Annotated in this window: 18 protein-coding genes; 10 read left to right on the top strand and 8 right to left on the bottom strand. The window is 71.1% G+C overall.

All coding sequences use genetic code 11. The features are described 5' to 3' along the window. Positions 1-73: 73 nt before the first annotated feature. Positions 74-514: a nuclear transport factor 2 family protein gene (locus FGD71_RS34100; protein WP_119104445.1), complete on the top strand. Its 441-nt coding sequence runs from the start codon at positions 74-76 to the stop codon at positions 512-514. Here FGD71_RS34100 and FGD71_RS34095 read toward each other — a convergent pair. Beyond that, complete coding sequence (locus FGD71_RS34095) at positions 508-1,215, bottom strand: phosphotransferase (RefSeq protein WP_119104444.1); 708 nt, start codon at positions 1,213-1,215, stop codon at positions 508-510. The two genes, FGD71_RS34100 and FGD71_RS34095, sit on opposite strands and share 7 nt — an antisense overlap. Positions 1,216-1,577: 362 nt before the next feature. Here FGD71_RS34095 and FGD71_RS34090 point away from each other — a divergent pair, with 362 nt between their 5' ends. Genes FGD71_RS34090 through FGD71_RS34070 form a run of 5 tightly spaced genes read left to right on the top strand, consistent with a single transcriptional unit; the run spans position 1,578 to position 7,384 of the window. Then, entirely contained in the window at positions 1,578-2,861 is a 1,284-nt protein-coding gene (locus tag FGD71_RS34090) for an SCO2321 family membrane protein (protein ID WP_119104443.1), read from the top strand. Next, positions 2,858-3,556, top strand: coding sequence for an SCO2322 family protein (locus tag FGD71_RS34085; RefSeq protein ID WP_162931305.1), 699 nt, complete (start codon positions 2,858-2,860; stop codon positions 3,554-3,556). The genes FGD71_RS34090 and FGD71_RS34085 overlap by 4 nt, the downstream gene beginning before the upstream one ends. Before the next feature lie 11 nt (positions 3,557-3,567). Continuing rightward, positions 3,568-4,779, top strand: a complete 1,212-nt coding sequence (locus FGD71_RS34080; RefSeq protein WP_119104442.1) for an energy-coupling factor transporter transmembrane component T — start codon at positions 3,568-3,570, stop codon at positions 4,777-4,779. Further along, on the top strand, positions 4,776-6,500 hold the full coding sequence (locus FGD71_RS34075) for an ABC transporter ATP-binding protein (protein WP_119104441.1): 1,725 nt from the start codon (positions 4,776-4,778) through the stop codon (positions 6,498-6,500). The genes FGD71_RS34080 and FGD71_RS34075 overlap by 4 nt, the downstream gene beginning before the upstream one ends. Continuing rightward, positions 6,497-7,384: an ECF transporter S component gene (locus tag FGD71_RS34070; RefSeq protein ID WP_119104440.1), complete on the top strand. Its 888-nt coding sequence runs from the start codon at positions 6,497-6,499 to the stop codon at positions 7,382-7,384. The genes FGD71_RS34075 and FGD71_RS34070 overlap by 4 nt, the downstream gene beginning before the upstream one ends. On the opposite strand, the gene FGD71_RS34065 is transcribed toward FGD71_RS34070, so the two are convergent. Beyond that, entirely contained in the window at positions 7,344-8,192 is an 849-nt protein-coding gene (locus tag FGD71_RS34065; protein WP_162931304.1) for a putative RNA methyltransferase, read from the bottom strand. The two genes, FGD71_RS34070 and FGD71_RS34065, sit on opposite strands and share 41 nt — an antisense overlap. A gap of 398 nt (positions 8,193-8,590) precedes the next feature. Continuing rightward, entirely contained in the window at positions 8,591-9,760 is a 1,170-nt protein-coding gene (locus tag FGD71_RS34060; RefSeq protein WP_119104439.1) for a steroid 3-ketoacyl-CoA thiolase, read from the bottom strand. A gap of 338 nt (positions 9,761-10,098) precedes the next feature. On the opposite strand from FGD71_RS34060, the gene FGD71_RS34055 reads away from it, so the two are divergent. Together FGD71_RS34055 and FGD71_RS34050 are read left to right on the top strand one after the other, a co-directional pair. Next, entirely contained in the window at positions 10,099-11,343 is a 1,245-nt protein-coding gene (locus FGD71_RS34055; RefSeq protein WP_119104438.1) for a cytochrome P450, read from the top strand. 177 nt (positions 11,344-11,520) lie between these two features. Next, positions 11,521-13,164, top strand: coding sequence for a DUF2029 domain-containing protein (locus tag FGD71_RS34050; protein ID WP_119104437.1), 1,644 nt, complete (start codon positions 11,521-11,523; stop codon positions 13,162-13,164). On the opposite strand, the gene FGD71_RS34045 is transcribed toward FGD71_RS34050, so the two are convergent. Then, positions 13,118-15,169, bottom strand: coding sequence for a bifunctional glycosyltransferase 87/phosphatase PAP2 family protein (locus tag FGD71_RS34045; protein ID WP_162931309.1), 2,052 nt, complete (start codon positions 15,167-15,169; stop codon positions 13,118-13,120). The two genes, FGD71_RS34050 and FGD71_RS34045, sit on opposite strands and share 47 nt — an antisense overlap. Positions 15,170-15,459: 290 nt before the next feature. On the opposite strand from FGD71_RS34045, the gene FGD71_RS34040 reads away from it, so the two are divergent. Next, on the top strand, positions 15,460-16,131 hold the full coding sequence (locus tag FGD71_RS34040; RefSeq protein WP_119104435.1) for an O-methyltransferase: 672 nt from the start codon (positions 15,460-15,462) through the stop codon (positions 16,129-16,131). Between the two features lie 65 nt (positions 16,132-16,196). Here FGD71_RS34040 and FGD71_RS34035 read toward each other — a convergent pair whose 3' ends face one another. Beyond that, a complete protein-coding gene (locus tag FGD71_RS34035) occupies positions 16,197-16,592 on the bottom strand; it encodes a hypothetical protein (RefSeq protein ID WP_119104434.1) in 396 nt (131 codons plus the stop codon). 120 nt (positions 16,593-16,712) lie between these two features. On the opposite strand from FGD71_RS34035, the gene FGD71_RS34030 reads away from it, so the two are divergent. After that, positions 16,713-17,126: a DnaJ family domain-containing protein gene (locus tag FGD71_RS34030; RefSeq protein WP_119104433.1), complete on the top strand. Its 414-nt coding sequence runs from the start codon at positions 16,713-16,715 to the stop codon at positions 17,124-17,126. Between the two features lie 115 nt (positions 17,127-17,241). Here FGD71_RS34030 and FGD71_RS34025 read toward each other — a convergent pair whose 3' ends face one another. The 3 genes from FGD71_RS34025 to FGD71_RS34015 form a co-directional block, all read right to left on the bottom strand. Continuing rightward, complete coding sequence (locus FGD71_RS34025; RefSeq protein WP_119104432.1) at positions 17,242-17,577, bottom strand: hypothetical protein; 336 nt, start codon at positions 17,575-17,577, stop codon at positions 17,242-17,244. A gap of 5 nt (positions 17,578-17,582) precedes the next feature. Then, positions 17,583-18,335, bottom strand: coding sequence for a hypothetical protein (locus FGD71_RS34020; RefSeq protein WP_119104431.1), 753 nt, complete (start codon positions 18,333-18,335; stop codon positions 17,583-17,585). A 296-nt stretch (positions 18,336-18,631) separates the two neighbouring features. Then, on the bottom strand, positions 18,632-20,743 hold the full coding sequence (locus tag FGD71_RS34015; RefSeq protein ID WP_119104430.1) for an MDR family MFS transporter: 2,112 nt from the start codon (positions 20,741-20,743) through the stop codon (positions 18,632-18,634). Positions 20,744-20,890 lie beyond the last annotated feature (147 nt).

Raw genomic sequence — 20,890 nt, 5'->3', positions numbered from 1 at the left:
CAGAGCCTTCGCTCTCGTCCGCACAAATGAAAAGCGGGTGAGACTCCGGCCGCGGAACTGATACCTGTCCCCCATGGACCCACTCGATCAGCTGCTCGCCGAGCGCGCCTGTGAACGCGTCATCCTGGACTTCGTCCGCCGCCTCGATCTCGGTGAACCCGCCACAGTGGCCGAGCTGTTCACGGAGGACGGCACCTGGGAGTGGCCCGAGGGCGAGCGGCTCGTCGAGGGGCGGGACGCCCTGCGGACGTACTTCGGTTCGCGCCCCGCGGACCGCCTCTCCCGACGCATGATGGCCAACGTCCTCGTCACCGTGGACTCGCCGACCACGGCCACGGCCACCTCGTACTTCGCGACGTACCGCGTCGACGGCCACACCGGCGGCATGACCCCGGCCCGGGCCCCGGTGCAGGTCGGAAACTACGAGGACACGTTCCGCAGAGTCGGCGACACCTGGCTGCTCGCCTCCCGGACCCTCCACCTGCCCTTCGGAGGTCCGACGCCGCGTCAGTGAGTGGACTTCAGCAGCGTACGGATCAAATCCTCGGCGGTGCTCAGGAGTTCGACCTCGTGCGGGCTCATCGTCGGGTCGGCCGCGCGGCGCGCTCTCGCCGGTGCGAGGCCTCCGTGCCGGTCGTCCGTCAGGAGGGACGGATCGGGACAGCCGTCGAGCAGGGCGGCCAGGATGTCGTGGGCCAGCGGTGCGCGAGGGTCGTCGGTGGCGGTGGCGACCTGGGCCAGGATGACGGCGGACATGCCCCAGTCGAGGCCGGGCGAGCCCTCCTCCGTGTTGTCCCAGTCGATCACCGCGGGGCCGTCCGGCGTGAGGATCACGTTCTCCGGGTGCAGATCGAGGTGCAGGACGCGGGTGGCGGGGTCGGCCGAGTGGCAGCGGGGCGGGATCGAGTGCAGGCTGCCCAGCAGCCGCGCGAGCGTCGTTCCCGCCTCCTGGGCTTCGAGTTCGCCCGCTGCCAGCGCCTCGATCATGGTCGGGCCGGACAGCCGCTCCATCACCAGGTCCGAGCGGGACGTCGCCCTGGCCTTCGGCACCGGATAGCCGTGTCCTCGTACGTACTCCATGACAGCCGCCTCGGCCGGCGCGTCCCCGTATCCGTCGCGGTAGCGGCGCAGCACCCATGCCTCGTCGTCGAGCGCGTACACATCCGCCGTACGGCCGGAGCCGAGCCGGCGGCCGGACTGTAGGTGACGTCGCATGCGTCGAAGCTACCGGGCCGGGTGAGCCGGGGCCGCCGGGCCGGACCTCAGCGTCTTGCTACGGGCCGGTACAGTGAGGAGGTCGTCATCACACTCGTACGGGGGGAAGCCGGTGCAAATCCGGCGCTGACCCTTCCCCAAGCTCTCGACTCCGCTCGAGCAGGGGAGACCCCAATCGTGAATCGCCCTCAGACACCAGACACAGGCCGTGGGCGGTGAGCCGGAATGCCCCGTGTGGAACGTGACCGGCTCGCGTCACCGGAGACCGCCGGTGACCGGCACCGTCGAGGCATACGGGGCCGAGCCGCCCGGGGCTCTGGGCTGCCCGGCTCTCCGTGAGCACAGAGAGGCACCCGCCGATCATGATTGTTCGCCGCAGCGCCGCCTTACTGGCCGCCACCGCCGTGATCGGTACGGTGTGCGCGCCGGCCGCCCTCGCCGACGAGTCCCCCTCCGTATCCCCGTCCGCGTCCGCGTCTCAGGCGTTCCCTTCCGGTCTGTTCGGCAGCACCGACCCGACGTACGACGGAGTCTGGCGGCAGTCGCTCGCGCTGCTGGCCCAGCACACCGTGGGTGTGAAGCCCGCCGCGAAGGCCGTCGACTGGCTCACCGGTCAGAGTTGCGCGAACGGGGCGTTCGCGCCGTACCGCGCCGACGCGAGCGCGCGGTGCGGCGCCAAGACGATGGTCGACACCAACAGCACGGCCGCCGCGGTGCAGGCCCTGGAGGCGCTCGGCGGGCACGATTCGGTGACCAGCGCCGCCGTGAAGTGGCTGAAGTCCGTGCAGAACGAGGACGGAGGCTGGGGGTACGCCCCGGGCGGGGCCAGCGACACGAACTCGACGTCCGTGGTGATCGGCGCCCTGGAAGCCGCGGACATCGACCCCGATGACGTGCCGTCGAAGGACGAGAAGACACCGTACGACGCACTGCTCGCGCTCTCCGTCCCGTGCGACGAGGACGGCGGCGGCGCCTTCGCCTTCCAGCCGGACAAGAAGGGCCGGTTGGCCGCGAATGCCGACGCCACGACGGCAGGGTTGCTCGGCTCGCTCGGCAAGGGACTGGTGACACAGGCCGGGGACAAGGCCGGGGACGACGCGTCGAAGGGTTCCAAGTGCGAGGGCGGTGACTCCTTCACGCGTCAGGACGCGGCAGCGAACGGTGCCGCCTACCTCACCGGTGCTCTCGCCAAGAACGGCTATCTGAAGTCCGCGCTCGCCGGCGCCGAGGACCAGCCCGACCACGGCAACACCGCCGACGCGGTCGTCGCGCTCGCCGCAGCGGGCCGTACGTCCGAGGCCGGGAAGCCGCTCGCCTGGCTGGAGAAGAACTCCGGCACCTGGGCGGCGAAGAGCGGCCCGGCCGCGTACGCCCAGCTGATCTTCGCGGCACACGCGACCGGTACGGATCCACGCGACTTCGGCGGCGCGGACCTGGTCAAGCAGCTCGGGGCGACCGGGCCGGCGGGGCAGGCCTCCGATGCCTCCGCCGGCCCCGCCGACAAGGGCGACAAGGGCGACAAGACGAAGCAGAACGACGACGAGGACGGCGGGGTCAGCCTCTGGTGGATCATCGGTGTCGGCCTGGTCGGCGGCATCGGCGTCGGGTTCCTGATCAGCGGCCGCAACAAGAAGCAGCAGCCGTGACCCGCAAGGTCCTGGTGGTCCTCGGCGTCCTGCTCGCCGTGCTCGGTACGGCGGCGGGGCCGGCGCAGGCGGACGCGGCCGGCTACCGGTACTGGTCCTTCTGGGAGTTCGACGGCGGCAAGTGGGTGTACGCGACCCAGGGGCCGTCGATCGTGCGGCCCTCGGACGGTGACGTACAGGGGTTCCGGTTCTCGGTGAGCGAGGACTCTCAGGACTCCGCGAAGCCGCGCGGGAGCGCGGACTTCGCGACGATCTGCGAGCGGACTCCCGCGCGGGACGGCGTGAAACGGGTCGCCCTCGTCCTCGACTTCGGGACGGGCGCGGACGCTCCGTCCGGCGAGACGCCGCCTCGCCCGCGTACGGCCTGCGCCCGAGTCCCGGAGGACGCCACGGCGGCGGACGCGCTCGCCGCCGTCGCGAAGCCGCTGCGCTACGACACCAACGCCCTGCTCTGCGCCATCTCGGGCTACCCGCGCACCGGTTGCGGCGAGCGGGCCTCGGCCACCGAGCCGACGGCTTCCGCCGACCTGACTGCTGCCGCCGATCCGACTGCTTCCGCAGAGCCTCACAATGACCAGGGCGCCGACGGCGAGTCCGGCGATCAGGGGCCGTCCCTGGGTCTGGCAGCGGGCGTCGGGGCCGTGGCGGTGCTGGGCGCTGCCGCGATCTGGCAGACGCGTCGGCGGCGCGGCTGACAGGGGCGTCGATGAGCAAGGCGCAGTCGGTCCGCAACGAGCAGTCGGTCCGCAACGAGCAGCCGCCCCGCACCGCCCGGCGACAGCTGCGCGCCCCGGTGACGACCCGCTCCAACGCCCTCCACCCGGGCGCCTGGTGGCTCTGGGCGCTCGGCCTCGGAACCGCCGCCTCCCGCACCACGAACCCCCTCCTCCTCGCGCTCCTCATCGGCGTGGCCGGATATGTGGTGGCGGCTCGTCGCACCGATGCCCCCTGGTCCCGCTCGTACGGCGCGTTCGTGAAACTCGCGCTCGCCGTACTCGCCGTCCGACTCGTCTTCGCCGTCCTCCTCGGCTCGCCCGTCCCCGGCACCCACACCCTCGTCACGCTGCCCGAACTCCCCCTCCCCCACTGGGCGCAGGGCATCCGGGTCGGCGGCCGCGTCACCGCGGAAGGCCTGGTCTTCGCCCTCTACGACGGCCTGAAACTGGCCACGCTTCTCGTCTGTGTCGGCGCGGCGAACGCGCTCGCCAACCCGGCCCGGCTCCTCAAGTCCCTCCCGGGCGCCTTGTACGAGGCGGGAGTCGCCGTCGTCGTCGCGCTCACCTTCGCGCCGAACCTGATCGCGGACGTACAGCGTCTGCGTGCCGCACGCCGTCTGCGCGGCCGTCCCGACAGCGGGATGCGCGGACTGCTCCAGGTCGGACTCCCGGTCCTGGAAGGCGCGTTGGAGCGTTCCGTCGCGCTGGCGGCGGCGATGGACGCGCGCGGATACGGCCGCACCGCCGAGGTGGCGCCCGCGGTCCGCCGCACCACCGCCGCCCTGACCCTCGGTGGCCTGGTCGGTGTCTGCGCGGGAACGTACGGACTGCTCACGGCGGAGGGCGGCGGTTACGGCCTGCCCGTGCTGCTGGCCGGAGTCGGCGCGGCCCTCGCCGGGCTGTGGCTGGGTGGCCGCCGCTCGCTGCGCACGCGCTACCGGCCGGACGTGTGGGGCGTCCGTGCGTGGCTGGTCGCCGCGTCCGGCGCGGGGGTCGCCGCGCTGCTGATCCTCTACGGCTCGTACGACCCCGCTGCCCTGCACCCCGGCGTCGTACCCCTGGCGTCCCCGACCCTGCCCCTGTGGCCGGCCGCCGCGATCCTGCTCGGCCTCGTCCCTTCCTTCGTCGCCCCAGCCCCCGCCCCAGCCCTCGCCCCCGTACATGCCCCTGCCGCCCTTCGTGCCCCCAAGGAGCCTTCGTGATCCGCTTCGAGGATGTCTCCGTGACGTACGACGGGGCGGCCGGGCCGACCGTCCAGGGCATCGATCTCACCGTTCCCGAAGGGGAGTTGGTGCTGCTCGTCGGTCCGTCCGGGGTCGGGAAGTCGACGGTGCTGGGCGCGGTGAGCGGGCTGGTGCCGCACTTCACGGGCGGCACCCTGCGCGGCCGGGTGACGGTGGCCGGCCGCGACACACGTACGCACAAGCCGCGCGAACTCGCCGATGTTGTCGGCACGGTGGGGCAGGACCCGCTCGCGCACTTCGTCACGGACACGGTGGAGGACGAACTCGCGTACGGCATGGAGTCGTTGGGCCTGGGGCCGGACGTGATGCGCCGCCGCGTCGAGGAGACCCTTGACCTGCTCGGCCTGGCGGACCTCCGCGAGCGTCCGATCGCCACGCTGTCGGGCGGTCAGCGGCAGCGGGTGGCGATCGGCTCGGTCCTCACCCCGCACCCCAGCGTCCTGGTCCTCGACGAGCCGACTTCGGCACTCGACCCGGCCGCCGCGGAGGAGGTCCTCGCCGTCCTCCAGCGCCTCGTCCACGACCTCGGCACCACGGTCCTGATGGCCGAACACCGCCTCGAACGCGTCATCCAGTACGCGGACCAGGTCGCCCTTCTCCCGTCCCCAGGCGCCCCGCTCGTGCCCGGCACGCCGTCCGAGATCATGGCCGTCTCACCGGTGTACCCGCCGGTCGTCGCCCTGGGCCGGCTCGCCGAGTGGTCCCCGCTGCCGCTGACGGTGCGCGACGCGCGCCGGAGGGCGGGGGCGCTGGGGGAACGGCTGGAGGGGGTGGCGTACGAGGAAGTGAACAAGGCCGAAGTCGCGGCCCCGACACCCCCGCCGCCCGCTCCCCGCCCCGTACAGCACCGCTCCCGCCTCTTCCGCAAGCGCGCTACCGCCATCCCAACCCCCGCCGAAACAGCCGTAGTTGCTGAGATCAACAACCTCACCGTCCGCCGAGGCCGTATCGAGGCGCTCCACGACGTCACCCTGACCGTGGCCCCCGGCGAGACCATCGCGCTCATGGGCCGGAACGGCGCCGGCAAGTCCACGCTGCTCAGCGCGCTCGTCGGGCTGGTCGAACCGGCGGCGGGATCCGTACGGGTCGGCGGGGCCGTACCGCACCGGACGGCACCCCGTGACCTCGTGCGACGGGTCGGCCTCGTACCGCAGGAGCCCCGCGATCTGCTGTACGCGGACACGGTGGCCGCCGAGTGCGCGGCCGCCGACTGCGACGCCGGCGCGGAGCCGGGCACATGCCGCACCTTGGTGTCCGAGCTGCTCCCCGGGATCGCGGACGGCACCCACCCCCGCGACCTCTCGGAGGGCCAACGGCTCGCCCTGGCCCTGGCGGTCGTCCTGACGGCCCGCCCTCCGCTGCTCCTCCTGGACGAACCGACCCGCGGCCTCGACTACGCGGCGAAGTCGCGCCTGGTCACGGTCCTGCGCGAGCTGGCGTCCCAGGGGCACGCGATCGTTTTGGCCACGCACGACGTGGAACTGGCAGCCGAACTCTCGCACCGCGTCGTCATCCTCGCCGACGGCGAAACCGTGGCCGACGGCCCCACCGCCGAGGTCGTCGTCGCGTCCCCGTCCTTCGCCCCACAGATCGCCAAGATCCTGGCCCCGCAGAAGTGGCTGACGGTCACCCAGATACGAGCTGCTCTGCACGCCACCGACCAGGAGCCGGAAAAATGACCCAGGCCCAAGCCCGCCCCATCCGCCTGGGCCCCCGCTCCCTCACCGCCCTCACCCTCGTCAGCGCCATCGGCCTGGCCGCCTTCACCTGGCCCCTCTTCGCCGGGCCCACCTCGCAGATCAGCGCCCACGCCCAGGACGCACCCTGGCTCTTCGCCGGGCTGCTCGTGCTCCTGGTCGGGGTCGTCGGTGCGGCGATCTCCGAGTCGGGGATCGGGGCGAAGGCCGTGGCCATGCTCGGGGTGCTGGCGGCGACCGGGGCCGCGTTGCGCCCGATCGGGGCGGGGACGGCCGGGATCGAGCCGATGTTCTTCCTGATGGTCCTGAGCGGCAGAGTTCTCGGCCCCGGCTTCGGGTTCGTGCTCGGGGCGGTCACCATGTTCGCGTCCGCGCTGCTCACCGGCGGGGTCGGGCCGTGGATGCCGTTCCAGATGCTCAGCATGGGGTGGTTCACCATGGGCGCGGGACTGCTGCCCGGCCCCGACCGCCTGCGCGGCCGTTGGGAGTTGCTCATGCTCGCCGTATACGGCTGCGTCGCGGCCTTCGCGTACGGCACGCTCATGAACCTGGCCGGCTGGCCCTTCATGGACGCGCTGACGTCGAGCGTCGCCTTCGACCCGCACGACGGCGTCGACGCCAACCTCGCCCGCTTCCTGGCGTACTGCCTCGCCACCTCGCTCGGCTGGGACCTCGGCCGGGCGGCGGTCACGGTCGTCCTGACCGTCACCCTGGGCGCAACCGTCCTCAAGGCCCTGCGCCGGGCCACCCGCCGAGCGGCTTTCGAGACCGCGGTCGCCTTCGAGGCCCCGCTCGGTCAACAGGCGCGCACGCGCCCGCTCGTGGTCACCGAGGCCGGTAGGCGGTGGCCAGCAAGGAGACGGTGACCTGGTGTGGCAAGGGGACGTGATCGTCCAGGTCTGCACGGTTCAGGTGGCGTGCGCTCGGCGTCATCCCCACCAGGTCGAGCGCCTCCAGCCTGGTCAGGGACGTGGCGTACTCGACCTGCTCGGTATCGGCGGCCTCGAAGAAGGGGGCCAGCGCCCGGTGCAGGCGCTGCTCCTTGGCCGGGTCGATCGTGACCATCGCGGGCACCTGGCCGCGCAGCTCGGCCAGGTGCCGCCGGGTAGGACGCACGACGACCAGCCGGCCGGTCGGGCGCAACACCCGGTGGAACTCGGACGGGTTGCGCGGGGCGAACACGTTCAGCACGATGTCGGCCACCCCGTCGGCCAGCGGGAAGGGACGGAAGACGTCCCAGGTCACGGCGGCGGCTCGCTCATGGGCGCGGGCCGCTGAGCGCAGAGCGCGCACCGAGGTGTCCAGGCCCAGACCGCGGGTGCCGGGCAGCCGGTCGAGTACGCCGGCCAGGTAGTAGCCCGTGCCGCATCCGACGTCCACGACCGTGCCCTGCTCGGGCACGGCGTCGGCCACCAGGCGGGCCACGGCCTGGCGGACGGGCTCGTACCTGCCGGTGGACAGGAACCGGTCCCGGGCCCGGGCCATGTCCGCGTCGTCGCCGCTGGTGGCGCGGGCGCCCGTCAGGAGGCTGACGTAGCCATGGCGGGCGATGTCGAAGGTGTGGCCCGCCGGGCAGCGCAGTGCGCCGTGGTCGGGGTGGAGACGGGTGCGGCACGTCGGGCAGCGCAGCAGGTCGAGGAACGGTTCGAGGGCAGGGGGAAGTAACACGGGCACAAGGCACTCCGGGCAACGGTGAAGGGAAGGGACCGTGCCTGCACGCGCTCGGGAAGTCGCCGCCCCAGGAAGGAACGGGCCCGGCGCCCGGCCGCCTCGGTACGGGCAGCGCTGGGAGCATGGTTCACGCGGCGGGCACACCAAGGAGGGCGACGCCGTCCGGCATCGCCCTCAATGCTTCCCGATCACAAGAAGCAGCAGTGCGGGGTGCTCATGAATGCCACGCCACGATTCTAGTGCCGCGGCAGGTAACGTTTGCCCGTCAAGGAGCGGCGTCCGGTGCGTGCTCTCGGCGTGCCGGGTGCAGGCCCTCGTACTGGATGTACTTGGGCTTGTGCCCGGTGCGACGAGAGTGCGTGCCGGGCGTCGCGACGGGGCGAACGTTGCCTGTCGCGGCACTAGAGCCGCTGAATGATCGTCCCGGTGGCCAGGGCCCCGCCCGCGCACATCGTGATGAGCGCGAACTCCTTGTCCCTGCGCTCCAGTTCGTGCAGGGCGCTGGTGATGAGCCGCGCTCCCGTGGCGCCCACCGGGTGTCCGAGCGCTATCGCGCCGCCGTTGACGTTCACCTTTTCCAGGTTCTGTTCGAAGACCTGGGCCCAGCTCAGGACCACGGAGGCGAAGGCCTCGTTGACCTCGACGATGTCGATGTCCTTCAGGGTCATGCCCGCCTTGCCGAGGACCGCGCGGGTCGCGTCGATGGGGCCGTCGAGGTGGTAGTGGGGGTCGGTGCCGACGAGGGCCTGGGCGACGATCCGCGCGCGCGGCCTGAGCTTCAGCGCGCGGGCCATCCGCTTGGACGCCCACAGCAGGGCACTGGCCCCGTCGGAGATCTGCGAGGAGTTGCCGGCGGTGTGCACGGCCGTCGGCATGATCGGCTTGAGTGCGGCCAGCGCCTCCATGGAGGTGTCGCGCAGCCCCTCGTCCCGGTCGACGAGCCGCCACATGCCCTGCCCGGCGCGCTGTTCCTCCTCGGTGGTGGGCACCTGCACGGCGAACGTCTCACGTTTGAAGCGTTCCTCGGACCAGGCGATCGCGGCTCGTTCCTGGGAGACGAGCCCGAGCGAGTCGACGTTCTCGCGGGTCAGGCCGCGGTTGCGGGCGATGCGCTCGGCCGCCTCGAACTGGTTGGGCAGATCGACGTTCCACTCGTCGGGCTGCGGCTTTCCCGGCCCGTGCCTGGAGGCGGAGCCCAGCGGTACGCGGGACATCGCCTCGACCCCGCACGAGATACCGATGTCGACGACCCCGGCCGCGACCATGTTGGCGACCATGTGCGAGGCCTGCTGCGACGATCCGCACTGGGCGTTCACGGTCGTCGCCGCCGTCTCGTACGGCAGGCCCATGGCGAGCCACGCGGTACGGGCGGGGTTGCCCGACTGTTCGCCGGCCTGGGTGACGGCACCGCCGACGATCTGCTCGACGCAGTCCGGCTGGATGCCGGTGCGGGCGAGGAGTTCACGATAGGTCTCGCCCAGGAGATAGGCGGCATGCAGATTGGCGAGCGCGCCTGAGCGCTTGCCGATGGGGGTGCGTACGGCTTCGACGATGACGGGTTCAGCGGCCATTGGGTACCCAGGCCCTCCTCTGCGGCTGAACCGCCGCCGCTCTCGCGGACCTGGTTGCTCGCCGCCTCGGTTCCTCAACTGATGGTTCCGGCCGTCACGACCTGGTCCGGCCCAGGAACTAGTACGCGTTCTAGTTCTTCATGCAGTGTGCTGAGCGGGGGCCTGGCACCGCAAGGGTCTTGCAGCTCCCGAAGTGGTGATCTGCACGAACTCCGCACGCAATTCGGCGCGTCATGCCTCTTGCGACTTGTAGAACCCGTTACTACCTTCACGGCAATTCCCGGTTCCTGATGACCCGTCAGAACAGCACCCGACCGTCGCAAGACCTGGAGTTGCCGATGCCTTGTCCAGCGCTGCCCGACGGGTTCGACTTCACCGACCCCGATCTGCTGCACCACCGTGTGCCTCTCCCGGAGTTCGCCGAGCTGCGCCGGACCGAACCGGTCCACTGGATTCCGCAACAGCCCGGCCTCGCCGGCTTCGGGGACGAGGGCTACTGGGCCGTCACCCGGCACGCGGACGTCAAGTACGTCTCCACGCACCCCGAGCTCTTCTCCTCCTACCTCAACACCGCGATCATCCGCTTCAACGAGCACATCCAGCGCGACGCGATCGACGCCCAGCGGCTGATCATCCTCAACATGGACCCGCCCGAGCACACGCGCGTCCGCCAGATCGTGCAGCGCGGCTTCACGCCGCGCGCCATCCGCGCCCTCGAAGAGACCCTGCGCAACCGGGCCGGCCGGATCGTCGAGAGCGCGCTCGCAGGCGCCGGCCCCGACGGCGCCTTCGACTTCGTCACCCAGGTCGCCTGCGAACTGCCCCTCCAGGCGATAGCCGAGCTCATCGGCATCCCGCAGGAGGACCGCCTCAAGATCTTCGACTGGTCCAACAAGATGATCTCGTACGACGACCCGGAGTACGCGATCACCGAGGAGGTCGGTCAGGAATCGGCCACCGAACTCATCGCGTACGCGATGAACATGTCCGCCGACCGGAAGCAGTGCCCCGCCGAGGACATCGTCACCAAGCTGGTGGCCGCGGAGGACGAGGGCAACCTCGCCTCGGACGAGTTCGGCTTCTTCGTGCTCGCGCTGTCCGTCGCGGGCAACGAGACGACCCGCAACGCCATCAGTCACGGCATGCACGCCTTCCTCACTCACCCGGCCCAGTGGGACCTCTACAAGAGGGAGCGCCCCGCCACCACGGCCGAGGAGATCGTGCGGTGGGGGACGCCCGTCGTCTCCTTCCAGCGCACGGCGACCCAGGACACCGAACTCGGCGGGCAGCAGATCAGAAAGGGCGACCGCGTCGGCATCTTCTACTCCTCCGCGAACCACGACCCGGATGTCTTCGACGCGCCGGAGGCCTTCGACATCACCCGTGACCCGAACCCCCACCTCGGCTTCGGGGGCGGCGGCCCGCACTTCTGCCTCGGCAAGTCCCTGGCGACGCTCGAGATCGACCTCATCTTCAACGCCATCGCCGACACGATGCCCGGCCTCCAACTGGCAGGCGACCCCCGGCGGCTACGCTCGGCCTGGCTGAACGGCGTCAAGGAACTGCAGGTCAGCGTCAGTTGACCTGTGGTGCGCGGGAGGCGGGGGCGTCTCCTCCCTACGCCCCGCCCCTGCCTCCCCGAGAGCTCGCCCCGGCCCGGCCACGTCCTCAGGCCGGAATTCACTGAACGTTTCCGTTCACAACAACGTCTTGGCACCTGACAACACGAACACAGCCTCGAAGACTTCGAACGGAAAACGCTGACCGTGGTCTCTGCCGCCGAGCTGTCCCCGGCCCTGCCGGCCGACTCCGCCGCCGGCCGGAAGGGGTCGTTCCGGCAGCAGCTCCGGGAGTTCTGCCGACGCCACCGCGTTCCGCTGCTCGCCACCGCTTTGACGGTTCCGCTGTACGCGGTGTGGTGCGCGCTCCTCGCCACCGGTGGCGGGGATCTCGCGGCCCAGGAGGCCTGGGCCCAGTTCGTGTCCCGGCATGGCGACTCGGCGTACAGCCTCTTCTGGTACGGCGGGATGCACACCGCCAACTACAGCCTGATCTCGCCGTACTTGATGGCCGCCTTCGGAGTGCGCACGGTCACGGTCGTCGCCGGGCTGCTCGCCGGCTGGCTGGCCGCGGTCCTGATCGTCCGTACGGGGATCCGCCGTCCGCTGGGCCCGGCGCTGCTCGCCTCGCTCGCGCTGTGGTGCAACGTCGCGTCCGGCCGTACGACCTTCGCGCTCGGCGTCGCCTTCGGGATCGCGGCCTGTGTGCTGCTGACACGGGAGCGGCGGGTGCCGCCGGCGGTGGCGTACGCGGCGCTGGCGACGATGGCGAGCCCGGTGGCCGGGCTGTTCCTGGTCGTGGCGGGTGCCGGTCACGCCCTCGTACGCGACGGGGCGCGCGCGGCCGCGCTCATGGCGCCGCCGGTCGTGGTGGTCGGGGGAACCACGCTGCTGTTCCCGTTCACCGGCGAGCAGTTGATGCCCGCGGCCCGGATCTGGCCGCCCGTCCTGATCGGTGTCGCCGTACTGACCCTGGCGCCGCGCGGCTGGCGGGTGCTGCGGTGGGCCGCCGTCGTGTACGCGGCCGGCACGGTCCTGACGTATCTGATCCCCTCGCCGATCGGCACCAACGTGGAGCGGCTCGCCGAGCTCTTCGCGCCCGCCGCCCTGCTGGCCGCGCTGCTCGCGGTGCGGGGGCCCGGACACAGACGCGTCGCGCTCGTCCTCGCGCTGGTCTTCTCCGTGGGCTGGGTGGGCAAGAAGACCTGCGACGACCTGATGGTGTCCACGACCGTGCCGGCCTGGGCCGCCGACACGACCGGTGTCGTGGGCGCGCTGGACCGGCTCGGCGCCGACCGCACCCGGGTGGAGGTGGTCCCGGCCCGCAACCACCGCGAGGCCACGGCGCTGGCCCCGCATGTGAACCTGGCCCGCGGCTGGAACCGGCAGCTGGACGTGGAACGCGGCCGCCTCTTCTACGACGGGACGTTCTCGGCCACGACATACCGGGCCTGGCTGGACCGGTGGGCCGTCGGCTTCGTCGTACTGCCCGCCGGACAGCCGGACGGGTACGCCGAGGACGAGGCGCGCCTGGTCAGGAGCCGGCCCGCGTGGCTGGAGCCGGTGTGGCGGGACAGCCACTGGCAGGTGTTCCGGGTCCGTGGTGCGGTGCCGCTGGTCTCGGCGCCCGCCTCCGTGGTCCGCTCCTCGAGCGATGAGCTGGTCGTGCAGATGCGGCGGGCCGGTTCGGTGACCGTGCGCGTCGCGTTCTCGCCCTGGATGTACGCCGAGGGCGGCTGCCTGGAGCGGCGGGGCGAGTTCACGCGGCTGACGGTGACCGAACCGGGCGTGTACCGGATCAGCTCGGGGTACGGTCCTTCGCCGGGTCCGGCTCCGCGATGCTGACCTCCACGGGCTCGGCGAGCGGACGGGGGCGCGGCCCCTGCAACAGGTAGGTCAGCGCGAAGCCGGCGCCGACGACGGCCCCGCCGCCCACCGCGTCCAGCACCCAGTGGTTGGCGGTCGCCACGATCGCGGAGACCGTGAACAGCGGGTGCAGCAGGCCGAGGGCCTTCATCCACCACTTGGGCGCCAGGATGGCGATGACGAGCCCGCACCACAGCGACCAGCCGAAGTGCAGTGAGGGCATCGCCGCGTACTGATTGGTGAGTGCGGTCAGCGTCCCGTAGTCCGGCTTGGAGAAGTCCTGCACACCGTGCACGGTGTCGATGAAGCCGAGGCCCGGCATCAGCCGGGGCGGGGCCAGCGGGTACAGCCAGAAGCCGACCAGCGCGAGGATCGTGGCGAAACCGAGCGCCGAGCGGGCCCAGCGGTAGTCGGAGGGGCGGCGGACGTAGAGGACACCGAGGATGCTCAGCGGCACGCCGAAGTGGAACGACGTGTAGTAGAAGTCGAAGAAGGCCCGCAGCCAGTCGACGTTCACCACCGCGTGGTTGACCCAGTGTTCGATGTCGATGAAGAGGAACTGCTCGATCGCGTGGATCTGCTCGCCGTGCTCCTCGGCGATGGCCCGGGCCCCCTCGTTGCTGCCGCCGTTCGCGGCGAGCCTGACCTGCTGGTACGCGGAGTAACCGACGCGGATCAGCAGCAGTTCGAGGAGCAGGTTCGGGCGGGTGAGGACCCGGCGCAGAAACGGCAGGAGCGGGACGCGTCTGAAACGCGTGGGGACGGGCCGCGCGTACTCGGTGGGGATCGGCGTCTGGTAGTAGGGCGAGGTACGGGACAGAAACGGAACGGCGCAGGCGGCGGCGAGCGCGGCCAGCAGCACCAAGTTGTCGCGCAGCGGGTGGAGCTCCGGCATGTTCGGCAGCATCATCTTCGCCGGGAGCGTCATCACCAGGATGACGGCGACCGGCCACACGAACCGGTCGCTCGCCCTCCGGCCCACCCGGCCGACCATCGCGAGCAGCACCCACAGCAGCTGGTGCTGCCAGGTGGTCGGCGACACCAGGACCGCGACACAGCCGGTCACCGCGACGGCGAGCAGCAGTTGCCCGTCGCGCGCGTAGCGCACGGCGCGGCTCAGACCGAGGGCGGCGACGGCAGCGCCCAGCAGCAGGAACAGGGTGATCTCCAGCGGCCCGGTCAGTCCGATCCGCAGCAGCACGCCGTGCAGCGACTGGTTGGCGAGGTCGTCGGCGCGCCCGCCGAGCCCGACACCGGCGAGGTGGTGCACCCAGTACGTGTACGAGTCGTGCGGCATCGCCGCCCAGGCGAGCACCGTGCAGGCGGCGAAGGTGACACCGGCGGAGACCGTGGCCCGGCGGCGGCCGGTGAACCACAGCAGCGGTGCGAACAGCAGCACGGTCGGCTGGAGTGCCGCGGCGACGCCTATGAACACCCCGCTCGCCCGCTCTCCCCGGACCAGGAAGCAGCCGAGCAGCACGAGGAGCACCGGGATGATGCTGGTCTGGCCGAGGTACAGCGTGTTGCGCACGGGCAGCGACAGCATCAGCAGGCTGATCGCCAAGGGTGCGGCGAGCAGGGCCGTGCGCCGGCTCACGGGCTGCGGCAGGGCGCGGGCAGCGACCAGGCCCAGCGCGACGACCAGCAGCAGCGTGCCGAAGGTCCAGCCCCAGCCGAGGGCCTGTTCGGCCGCTCGGGTGAGAGGTTTGAGGACGAGGCCGCCGAACGGGGTGCCCGTGAAGCGCGTCGAGTCGTACAGCGATCCGTTCACATGCAGCACGCCGCCCGGGCCGACCCAGGTCTCCAGGTCCGTCAGGCGTTCCCCTTTCGGGGTACGCAGGTCGACGGCGACCTGCCGCATCGCCAGCACCGCGACGACCAGCCAGAGGGCCGCGCGGACCGCTCGCAGCCTGGCCTTCACCGTCTCGCCGGCTCCCGCCGGGAAGGCCTCACCTGGTCGTCCGCTGTGCTCCACATTCGCCACGCGCCGTCGGCCCTTCCCGCCCCATTGGTCCCTGGTGTCCCGTGGGTTCGTCTGCATTTTTCCTGTTCGAACCTTAAGAGGCTCGCACTGACCCCCGCAGTGAGACGCAGGCAACCCCCGCTTCACCTGACGTCCTTCCGCCTTTTGGCCAGAAGTTGACGCCACCGGGCCGGGGCGTACAACGCGGCGCGGCCGGAAAGCGGTTCACCAACGCCCGTTCCATGGGCAACCGGCTATATTCGACCCGAACTAGTTAGGGCACCTAACTAGCTGGACGAAAGGCATGGTGCATGACCGAGCCACAGCTCTGGACCGACGTGGACGACTACTTCACCGCCCTCCTCGCCCCGGCCGACGACGCCCTGGCCGCGGCGCTGCGCGACAGCGACGCCGCCGGACTGCCGCACATCAACGTCGCCCCGAACCAGGGCAAGCTGCTCCACCTCCTCGCCCGGATCCAGGGCGCCCGCCGCATCCTGGAGATCGGCACCCTCGGCGGCTACAGCACCATCTGGCTGGCCCGCGCCCTCCCGGAAGACGGGCGCCTGATCACCCTCGAGTACGCCGCACGCCACGCGGACGTGGCCCGCCGCAACCTCGCCCGCGCCGGCCTCGACAAGATCACGGAGATCCGCGTGGGCCCCGCCCTCGACTCCCTGCCGAAACTGGCCGACGACAACCCCGACCCCTTCGACCTGGTCTTCATCGACGCGGACAAGGAGAACAACGCCCACTACGTCGAGTGGGCCCTCAAGCTCACCCGCCCCGGCAGCCTGATCGTCCTCGACAACGTCGTACGCGGTGGCGCCATCGCCGACACCACCCGCGAAGACCCGGCCCTACGCGGCACCCGTGCGGCCCTCGAACTCTTCGCCACGCACCCGAAGCTGACCGCGACGGCGATCCAGACGGTGGGCACCAAGGGCTACGACGGCTTCGCACTGGCCCGCGTACTGCCGTAGTGGGCTTACGCGCCTTGGGGTTGCGCGCGCCCAGGGGTTACGCGCTCGGGGTTACGCGCCTTGGGTCATGCCTCGTGGTAGAACCCCACGTTCACGCTGCGCGGCGCGGTGCGGTCCTGGATGACTATCTCACCGGAACCGCCCCGGGGCAGCTTCGCCGTCCCCCCGTAGGGCAGGGCCTGCGGGACCCCGCCGACCAGCCCGAAACGCACCTCGGACGACGGCTCGGCATGCGATCCCCGCAGCCATGTCACCTGCCACGTCCCCTCGGGCCCGCACAGGAACTCCAGGTGGACCCGCGAGATGAACAGCCAGTCGTCGGGCGTGGCCAGGCGGCACACGGCCCGGTCCCGTCCCACCCGCAACATGGCACCCGGCTCGCTGGGCGCGTCGGCCATCGACATGCCGGCCGTCGCGCCCGCGTCCGCCTCGGACACCGAGGCCATGGTGAGTTCGAGCACGTGCGCTCCTTCAGTTCCCGCAGTCCAATGGTCGTGCACCGGGGAGCCGTTGGCACCCAGGCGACGTATCGCCCCGGATGATAGATCGACCGGCGGCACACCGTCCGGCACAATTGATGTATGACCGAGCGAAAACCTCCCGGTGTCAGCTTCGAGTCCTGGATCGACCGACAAATTCGCGAGGCGGAGGCGCGCGGGGAGTTCGAGCGGCTCCCCGGCGCGGGCAAGCCGCTGCCGAGCGGCCCCGACACGTCGTACGACGAACTGTGGTGGATCAAGCAGAAGATGGCCCGAGAGGGGCTGTCCGTCCTGCCGCCGACCCTGGCCCTGCGCAAGGAGGCGGAGGACGCGCTCACCCGCGCCGCGGACGCCCGTTCGGAGCGTGTGGTGCGGCAGATCATCACGGAGATCAACGCGAAGATCCGCGAGATGATGTTCAAGCCGCCGCCGGGTCCGCCGCTGGGCCTCAAGCCCTACGACGTGGAGGAGATCGTCCGTGAGTGGCGCGAGCGGCGCGCGGGCGGAGCGGGCTGAGGTCCGCAGAGACACGTAACCCGCGTATGCGGGAGGACCGCGTACACGGGTTACGGCGTGCTGAGGTTCTGGAGTTCTGAGGCTCTCAGCCTCCCAGGTTCTGAGATCTACGGGTTCACAGCCGCAGGATTCGCTCCGCCAGCTCGCGGTAGTCGCGCAGGACCAGCCGGAGCTGCTCAGTGTCGGCCTTGTCGTCGCCGGTGGTCTGCCAGGACGTGCGCAGGGTGCGGCGTTGCTGGGTGACGGCGTCCGCGAACCGGGCCGAGACCTCCTGGAGCACCTCGTCGGCCTCCTCGACCGACTCGCGCGGTTCGTCGACGAATCCGGCGACCGCGTGCTGCAACCGCAACGTCCACTTGTCGGTCTCGTCGTGCGACATCAGCCGCCCGCCCGAGCCACCGGTCTTCTTGCCGGGCCCCACGTCTTTGCCGGGGGCGGTGCTCTCCGACATGTGCCTCAACTCCCCTTGGCGTGGTGCCTGTTGAACGCCCACGGCGCGTGCAGACGGTTACCGAGGCGATGCGACCGGGTGGCGGCGGGGGTGTCGGGCGGAGTCGTCGCGTCGTCCGCCCGGTGCCGGGCCATGTCATCGCGCCCCGGAGTCACCAGGTCCTCGAACAGGACGCGGGCCTCGAGCATGGCCTCACGGAGTTCCTCCGTTCCGGCACGGCTCTCGCCGACGCCGGTGAGGGTGTCGGTGGAGGTGCCCGTCGTCGAGGTGCCTGTCAAGGTGCCGCTGTGGGCGGCTGACACATGCGCGGCCCGGTGGATGCGCCGGTAGCCGTGGACGTGGTGCGGATGGTGCACGGAGAGCGCGTCGAGCTGCTCGTCGTAGCGGTCGCCGTCCGGGAAGCCGCGGGCGCCGGCCAGCTCCGCGAGGAGCCGGTCCGCTTCGACCACGGCCTCGCGCGGCGAGTCGACGAACCGCTCCTGGGCGGCCGCCCAGCGAGCCTCGTACCGCTCCCGCGCCGCGGGCTCCAGCGGGTGCCTGCGCAGCGAACCGTGCCGCTGCACACGGTCCGCGAGGTCGCGTTCTGCGGCCTTGGCGTCGCCGTCGTGCCGGGCGACGGCCCGGTCGTACTCGGGTCCGAAGCTTCGCTTCAGGCTCGCCCCGCCGCTCGCCCTGCGAGCCATCACGAGCCGGGCGACCGCGCTGACGACGATGACCGCCGCGACCACGATCAGAACGATGATCACGCCTGTGGACATGGGATGCCTTCCGAGGGTTCTCGGCCCGTCGGGCCGGTTCCTCGTCCGGGTTGCCCGCATCACGGCACCCAAACGACTCCGGTACACGGCTGCACGGCTGACGGTCGCACGGCAAGACGCTCACCGGGTGCGTCTCCGCGGGTAATTGACTCGCGGAGGGCGTACGGCGCCTCGTCACCATGTCCGCCATGACGCGACCGCTGGTGCCTGCTCCACCGCGGACATGCCACCGACCCCGCCGAGCTGGAAATCGCCGGCCTGACGGGGCATCAACATCACCTTGGTGAGACCTCCGCTCAGGCTTCCCGCCCCGCCGGCCCGGACGTCGTCCCGTCGTGGGGGCGTTCCGCGTCGGAGCCGCACAGTTCCGCGTTCAGTTCCTTGATGAGCTGGGCCAGGTCGGTGGGGCGGTCGGGGGTCCACCAGTCGCCGAGGAGTTCGGCGAGAGAATCCTCGCGGGCCGAGGCGAGTCTGCCGGCGACTTCGCGGCCCTGTTCGGTGAGGACGAGGTCCATTCCCTCGCGTACGGCGAGGCGGCGTTCCTCGACCTGGCGGACGGCGGCGATGACGACGGGCAGGGGAACGGCGCTGTGTTCGGCGAGGACAGCCGGCTCGGCCCAGCCGTACCCCCGGATGCGCAGGAGCAGCCAGCTCGACGCGGGGAGCAGGTCGTAACCGGCGCGGGCGGTGATCTTCTCGTAGATCTCGCGCCGCCCCTCGCGCGTGCCGAGCAGGGACAGCGCGCGGCAGACCTCGTCGTACGACGACCGCTCCACCGGATTGCTCGCCAGCGTCTGCGTGCCGTCGGGTGCCGTCACCGAGGCCCGCAGTTTGTCCTCGCGCAGGAACCAGGCCAGTACGAAGCCGAGAACGGCGACGGGAGCCGCGTACAGGAAGACGTCCGTGATCGACGAGGCGTACGCGTGCAGGGCGGCGGGGCGCAGCGCGGCGGGGAGTTCCGCGATGCCGCGCGGGTCGGCCTTGAGGGTGTCCGCGGTGACGCCGGGCGGGAGCTCCTGCCCGGCGAATGCCGCCGTCAGCTGGTCGGCGAGGCCGCTCGCGAAGATCGTGCCGAAGATGGCTACGCCGAACGAGGCGCCGATGGAGCGGAAGAACGTCGCGCCGGAGGTGGCGACCCCGAGATCCTCGTACGCGACGGAGTTCTGCACGATCAGGACGAGTACCTGCATGACCAGGCCGAGGCCGAGGCCGAACACGAGGAAGTACGCGCTCATCTCGCCCGTGGAGCTGTTCTCGTCCAGCCGGTGCAGGAGCAGCAGCCCGACGGCCGTCACGGCCGTGCCCGCGGCCGGGAACACCTTCCAGCGGCCGGTACGGCTGACGATCTGGCCGGACACGGTCGAGGCGAACAGCATGCCCGCCACCATCGGCAGCATGTGCAAGCCGGACGTGGTGGGTGAGACGCCCTGGACGACCTGCAGGAACGTCGGCAGGTACGTCAGCGCGCCGAACATGGCGAAGCCCACGACGAAGCTGATCACCGCCGAGAGGGTGAAGGTGCGGATCCCGAACAGCTTCAGGGGGAGTACGGGCTCGGCGGCCTTCCGTTCGACTGCCACGAACGCCACGGTCAGCACGGCGGCGAGCACCGCGAGGGCGACGATCTGCGGCGAGCCCCAGCCCCAGGTGGTGCTGCCGAGCGAGGCGACGAGGACGAGGCAGGTGGCGACGGACGCGATCAGGAACGTACCGAGGTAGTCGATCGTGTGCCGCCGGGCGCGGACCGGGATGTGCAGGGCGGTGGCGATGACGGCGAGCGCGATCACCCCGATGGGAAGGTTGACGTAGAAGACCCAGCGCCAGCTCAGGTGCTCGGTGAGAAGTCCGCCGATCAGCGGGCCGAGGACACTGGTGGCGCCGAAGACGGCCCCGAACAACCCCTGGTACCTCCCCCGTTCGCGCGGCGAGACGATGTCGCCGACGATCGCCATCGACAGCACCATGAGCCCGCCGCCGCCGAGTCCCTGAAGGGCCCGGTATCCGATCAGTTGGGGCATGTTCTGCGCCATTCCGCACAGCGCGGAGCCGATGAGGAAGACCACGATGGCGGTCTGGAACAGTTTCTTGCGTCCGTACTGGTCACCGAGCTTGCCCCAGAGCGGGGTGGCGGCGGTCGAGGCGAGCAGATACGCCGTCACGACCCAGGACAGGTGGTCCAGGCCGCCGAATTCGCTGACGATGGTCGGCAGCGCGGTCGACACGATCGTCTGGTCCAGCGCCGCGAGCAGCATGCCCAGCAGAAGGGCGCCGATCGAGACGAGAACGCCACCCCGCAGATGCCTCTGATCAGGGTGGGCGCCCTGCGTGTGGTTCCGGGCGGGGCGCGCGAGGTCCGGGGCGCCGCCCGCCGGCTCCTGTGCGTTCCCGCCTTGCGCATCCTCGGCCATGCAGACCTCCCGGCCGCGAGGGTCCCGTTCCGGTCCCATCCTGGTCGGTGTGACCTGTTATGGCCTGTTGAATCCTGAATAGAGTTGGGGATTCCGGGGGTAACAGGGAGAAGGTGTGGAGGAGGTCTGCATAATCACTGGAGTTCT

This window comes from Streptomyces sporangiiformans (genome assembly GCF_005768555.2).
In the GTDB taxonomy this organism is placed as follows: Bacteria; Actinomycetota; Actinomycetes; order Streptomycetales; family Streptomycetaceae; genus Streptomyces; species Streptomyces sporangiiformans.
The sequence above is the reverse complement of the archived record's forward strand: the minus strand, read 5'-3'. Positions and strand labels throughout refer to the sequence as shown.

What these genes read in the sequence shown, in the direction of transcription:
- FGD71_RS34100 (WP_119104445.1), top strand. Translation starts at nt 74, where the DNA reads ATGGACCCACTCGATCAGCTGCTCGCCGAGCGCGCCTGTGAACGCGTC.
- FGD71_RS34095 (WP_119104444.1), bottom strand. Translation starts at nt 1,215, where the DNA reads ATGCGACGTCACCTACAGTCCGGCCGCCGGCTCGGCTCCGGCCGTACG.
- FGD71_RS34090 (WP_119104443.1), top strand. Translation starts at nt 1,578, where the DNA reads ATGATTGTTCGCCGCAGCGCCGCCTTACTGGCCGCCACCGCCGTGATC.
- FGD71_RS34080 (WP_119104442.1), top strand. Translation starts at nt 3,568, where the DNA reads ATGAGCAAGGCGCAGTCGGTCCGCAACGAGCAGTCGGTCCGCAACGAG.
- FGD71_RS34070 (WP_119104440.1), top strand. Translation starts at nt 6,497, where the DNA reads ATGACCCAGGCCCAAGCCCGCCCCATCCGCCTGGGCCCCCGCTCCCTC.
- FGD71_RS34060 (WP_119104439.1), bottom strand. Translation starts at nt 9,760, where the DNA reads ATGGCCGCTGAACCCGTCATCGTCGAAGCCGTACGCACCCCCATCGGC.
- FGD71_RS34055 (WP_119104438.1), top strand. Translation starts at nt 10,099, where the DNA reads ATGCCTTGTCCAGCGCTGCCCGACGGGTTCGACTTCACCGACCCCGAT.
- FGD71_RS34040 (WP_119104435.1), top strand. Translation starts at nt 15,460, where the DNA reads ATGACCGAGCCACAGCTCTGGACCGACGTGGACGACTACTTCACCGCC.
- FGD71_RS34030 (WP_119104433.1), top strand. Translation starts at nt 16,713, where the DNA reads ATGACCGAGCGAAAACCTCCCGGTGTCAGCTTCGAGTCCTGGATCGAC.
- FGD71_RS34025 (WP_119104432.1), bottom strand. Translation starts at nt 17,577, where the DNA reads ATGTCGGAGAGCACCGCCCCCGGCAAAGACGTGGGGCCCGGCAAGAAG.
- FGD71_RS34020 (WP_119104431.1), bottom strand. Translation starts at nt 18,335, where the DNA reads ATGTCCACAGGCGTGATCATCGTTCTGATCGTGGTCGCGGCGGTCATC.
- FGD71_RS34015 (WP_119104430.1), bottom strand. Translation starts at nt 20,743, where the DNA reads ATGGCCGAGGATGCGCAAGGCGGGAACGCACAGGAGCCGGCGGGCGGC.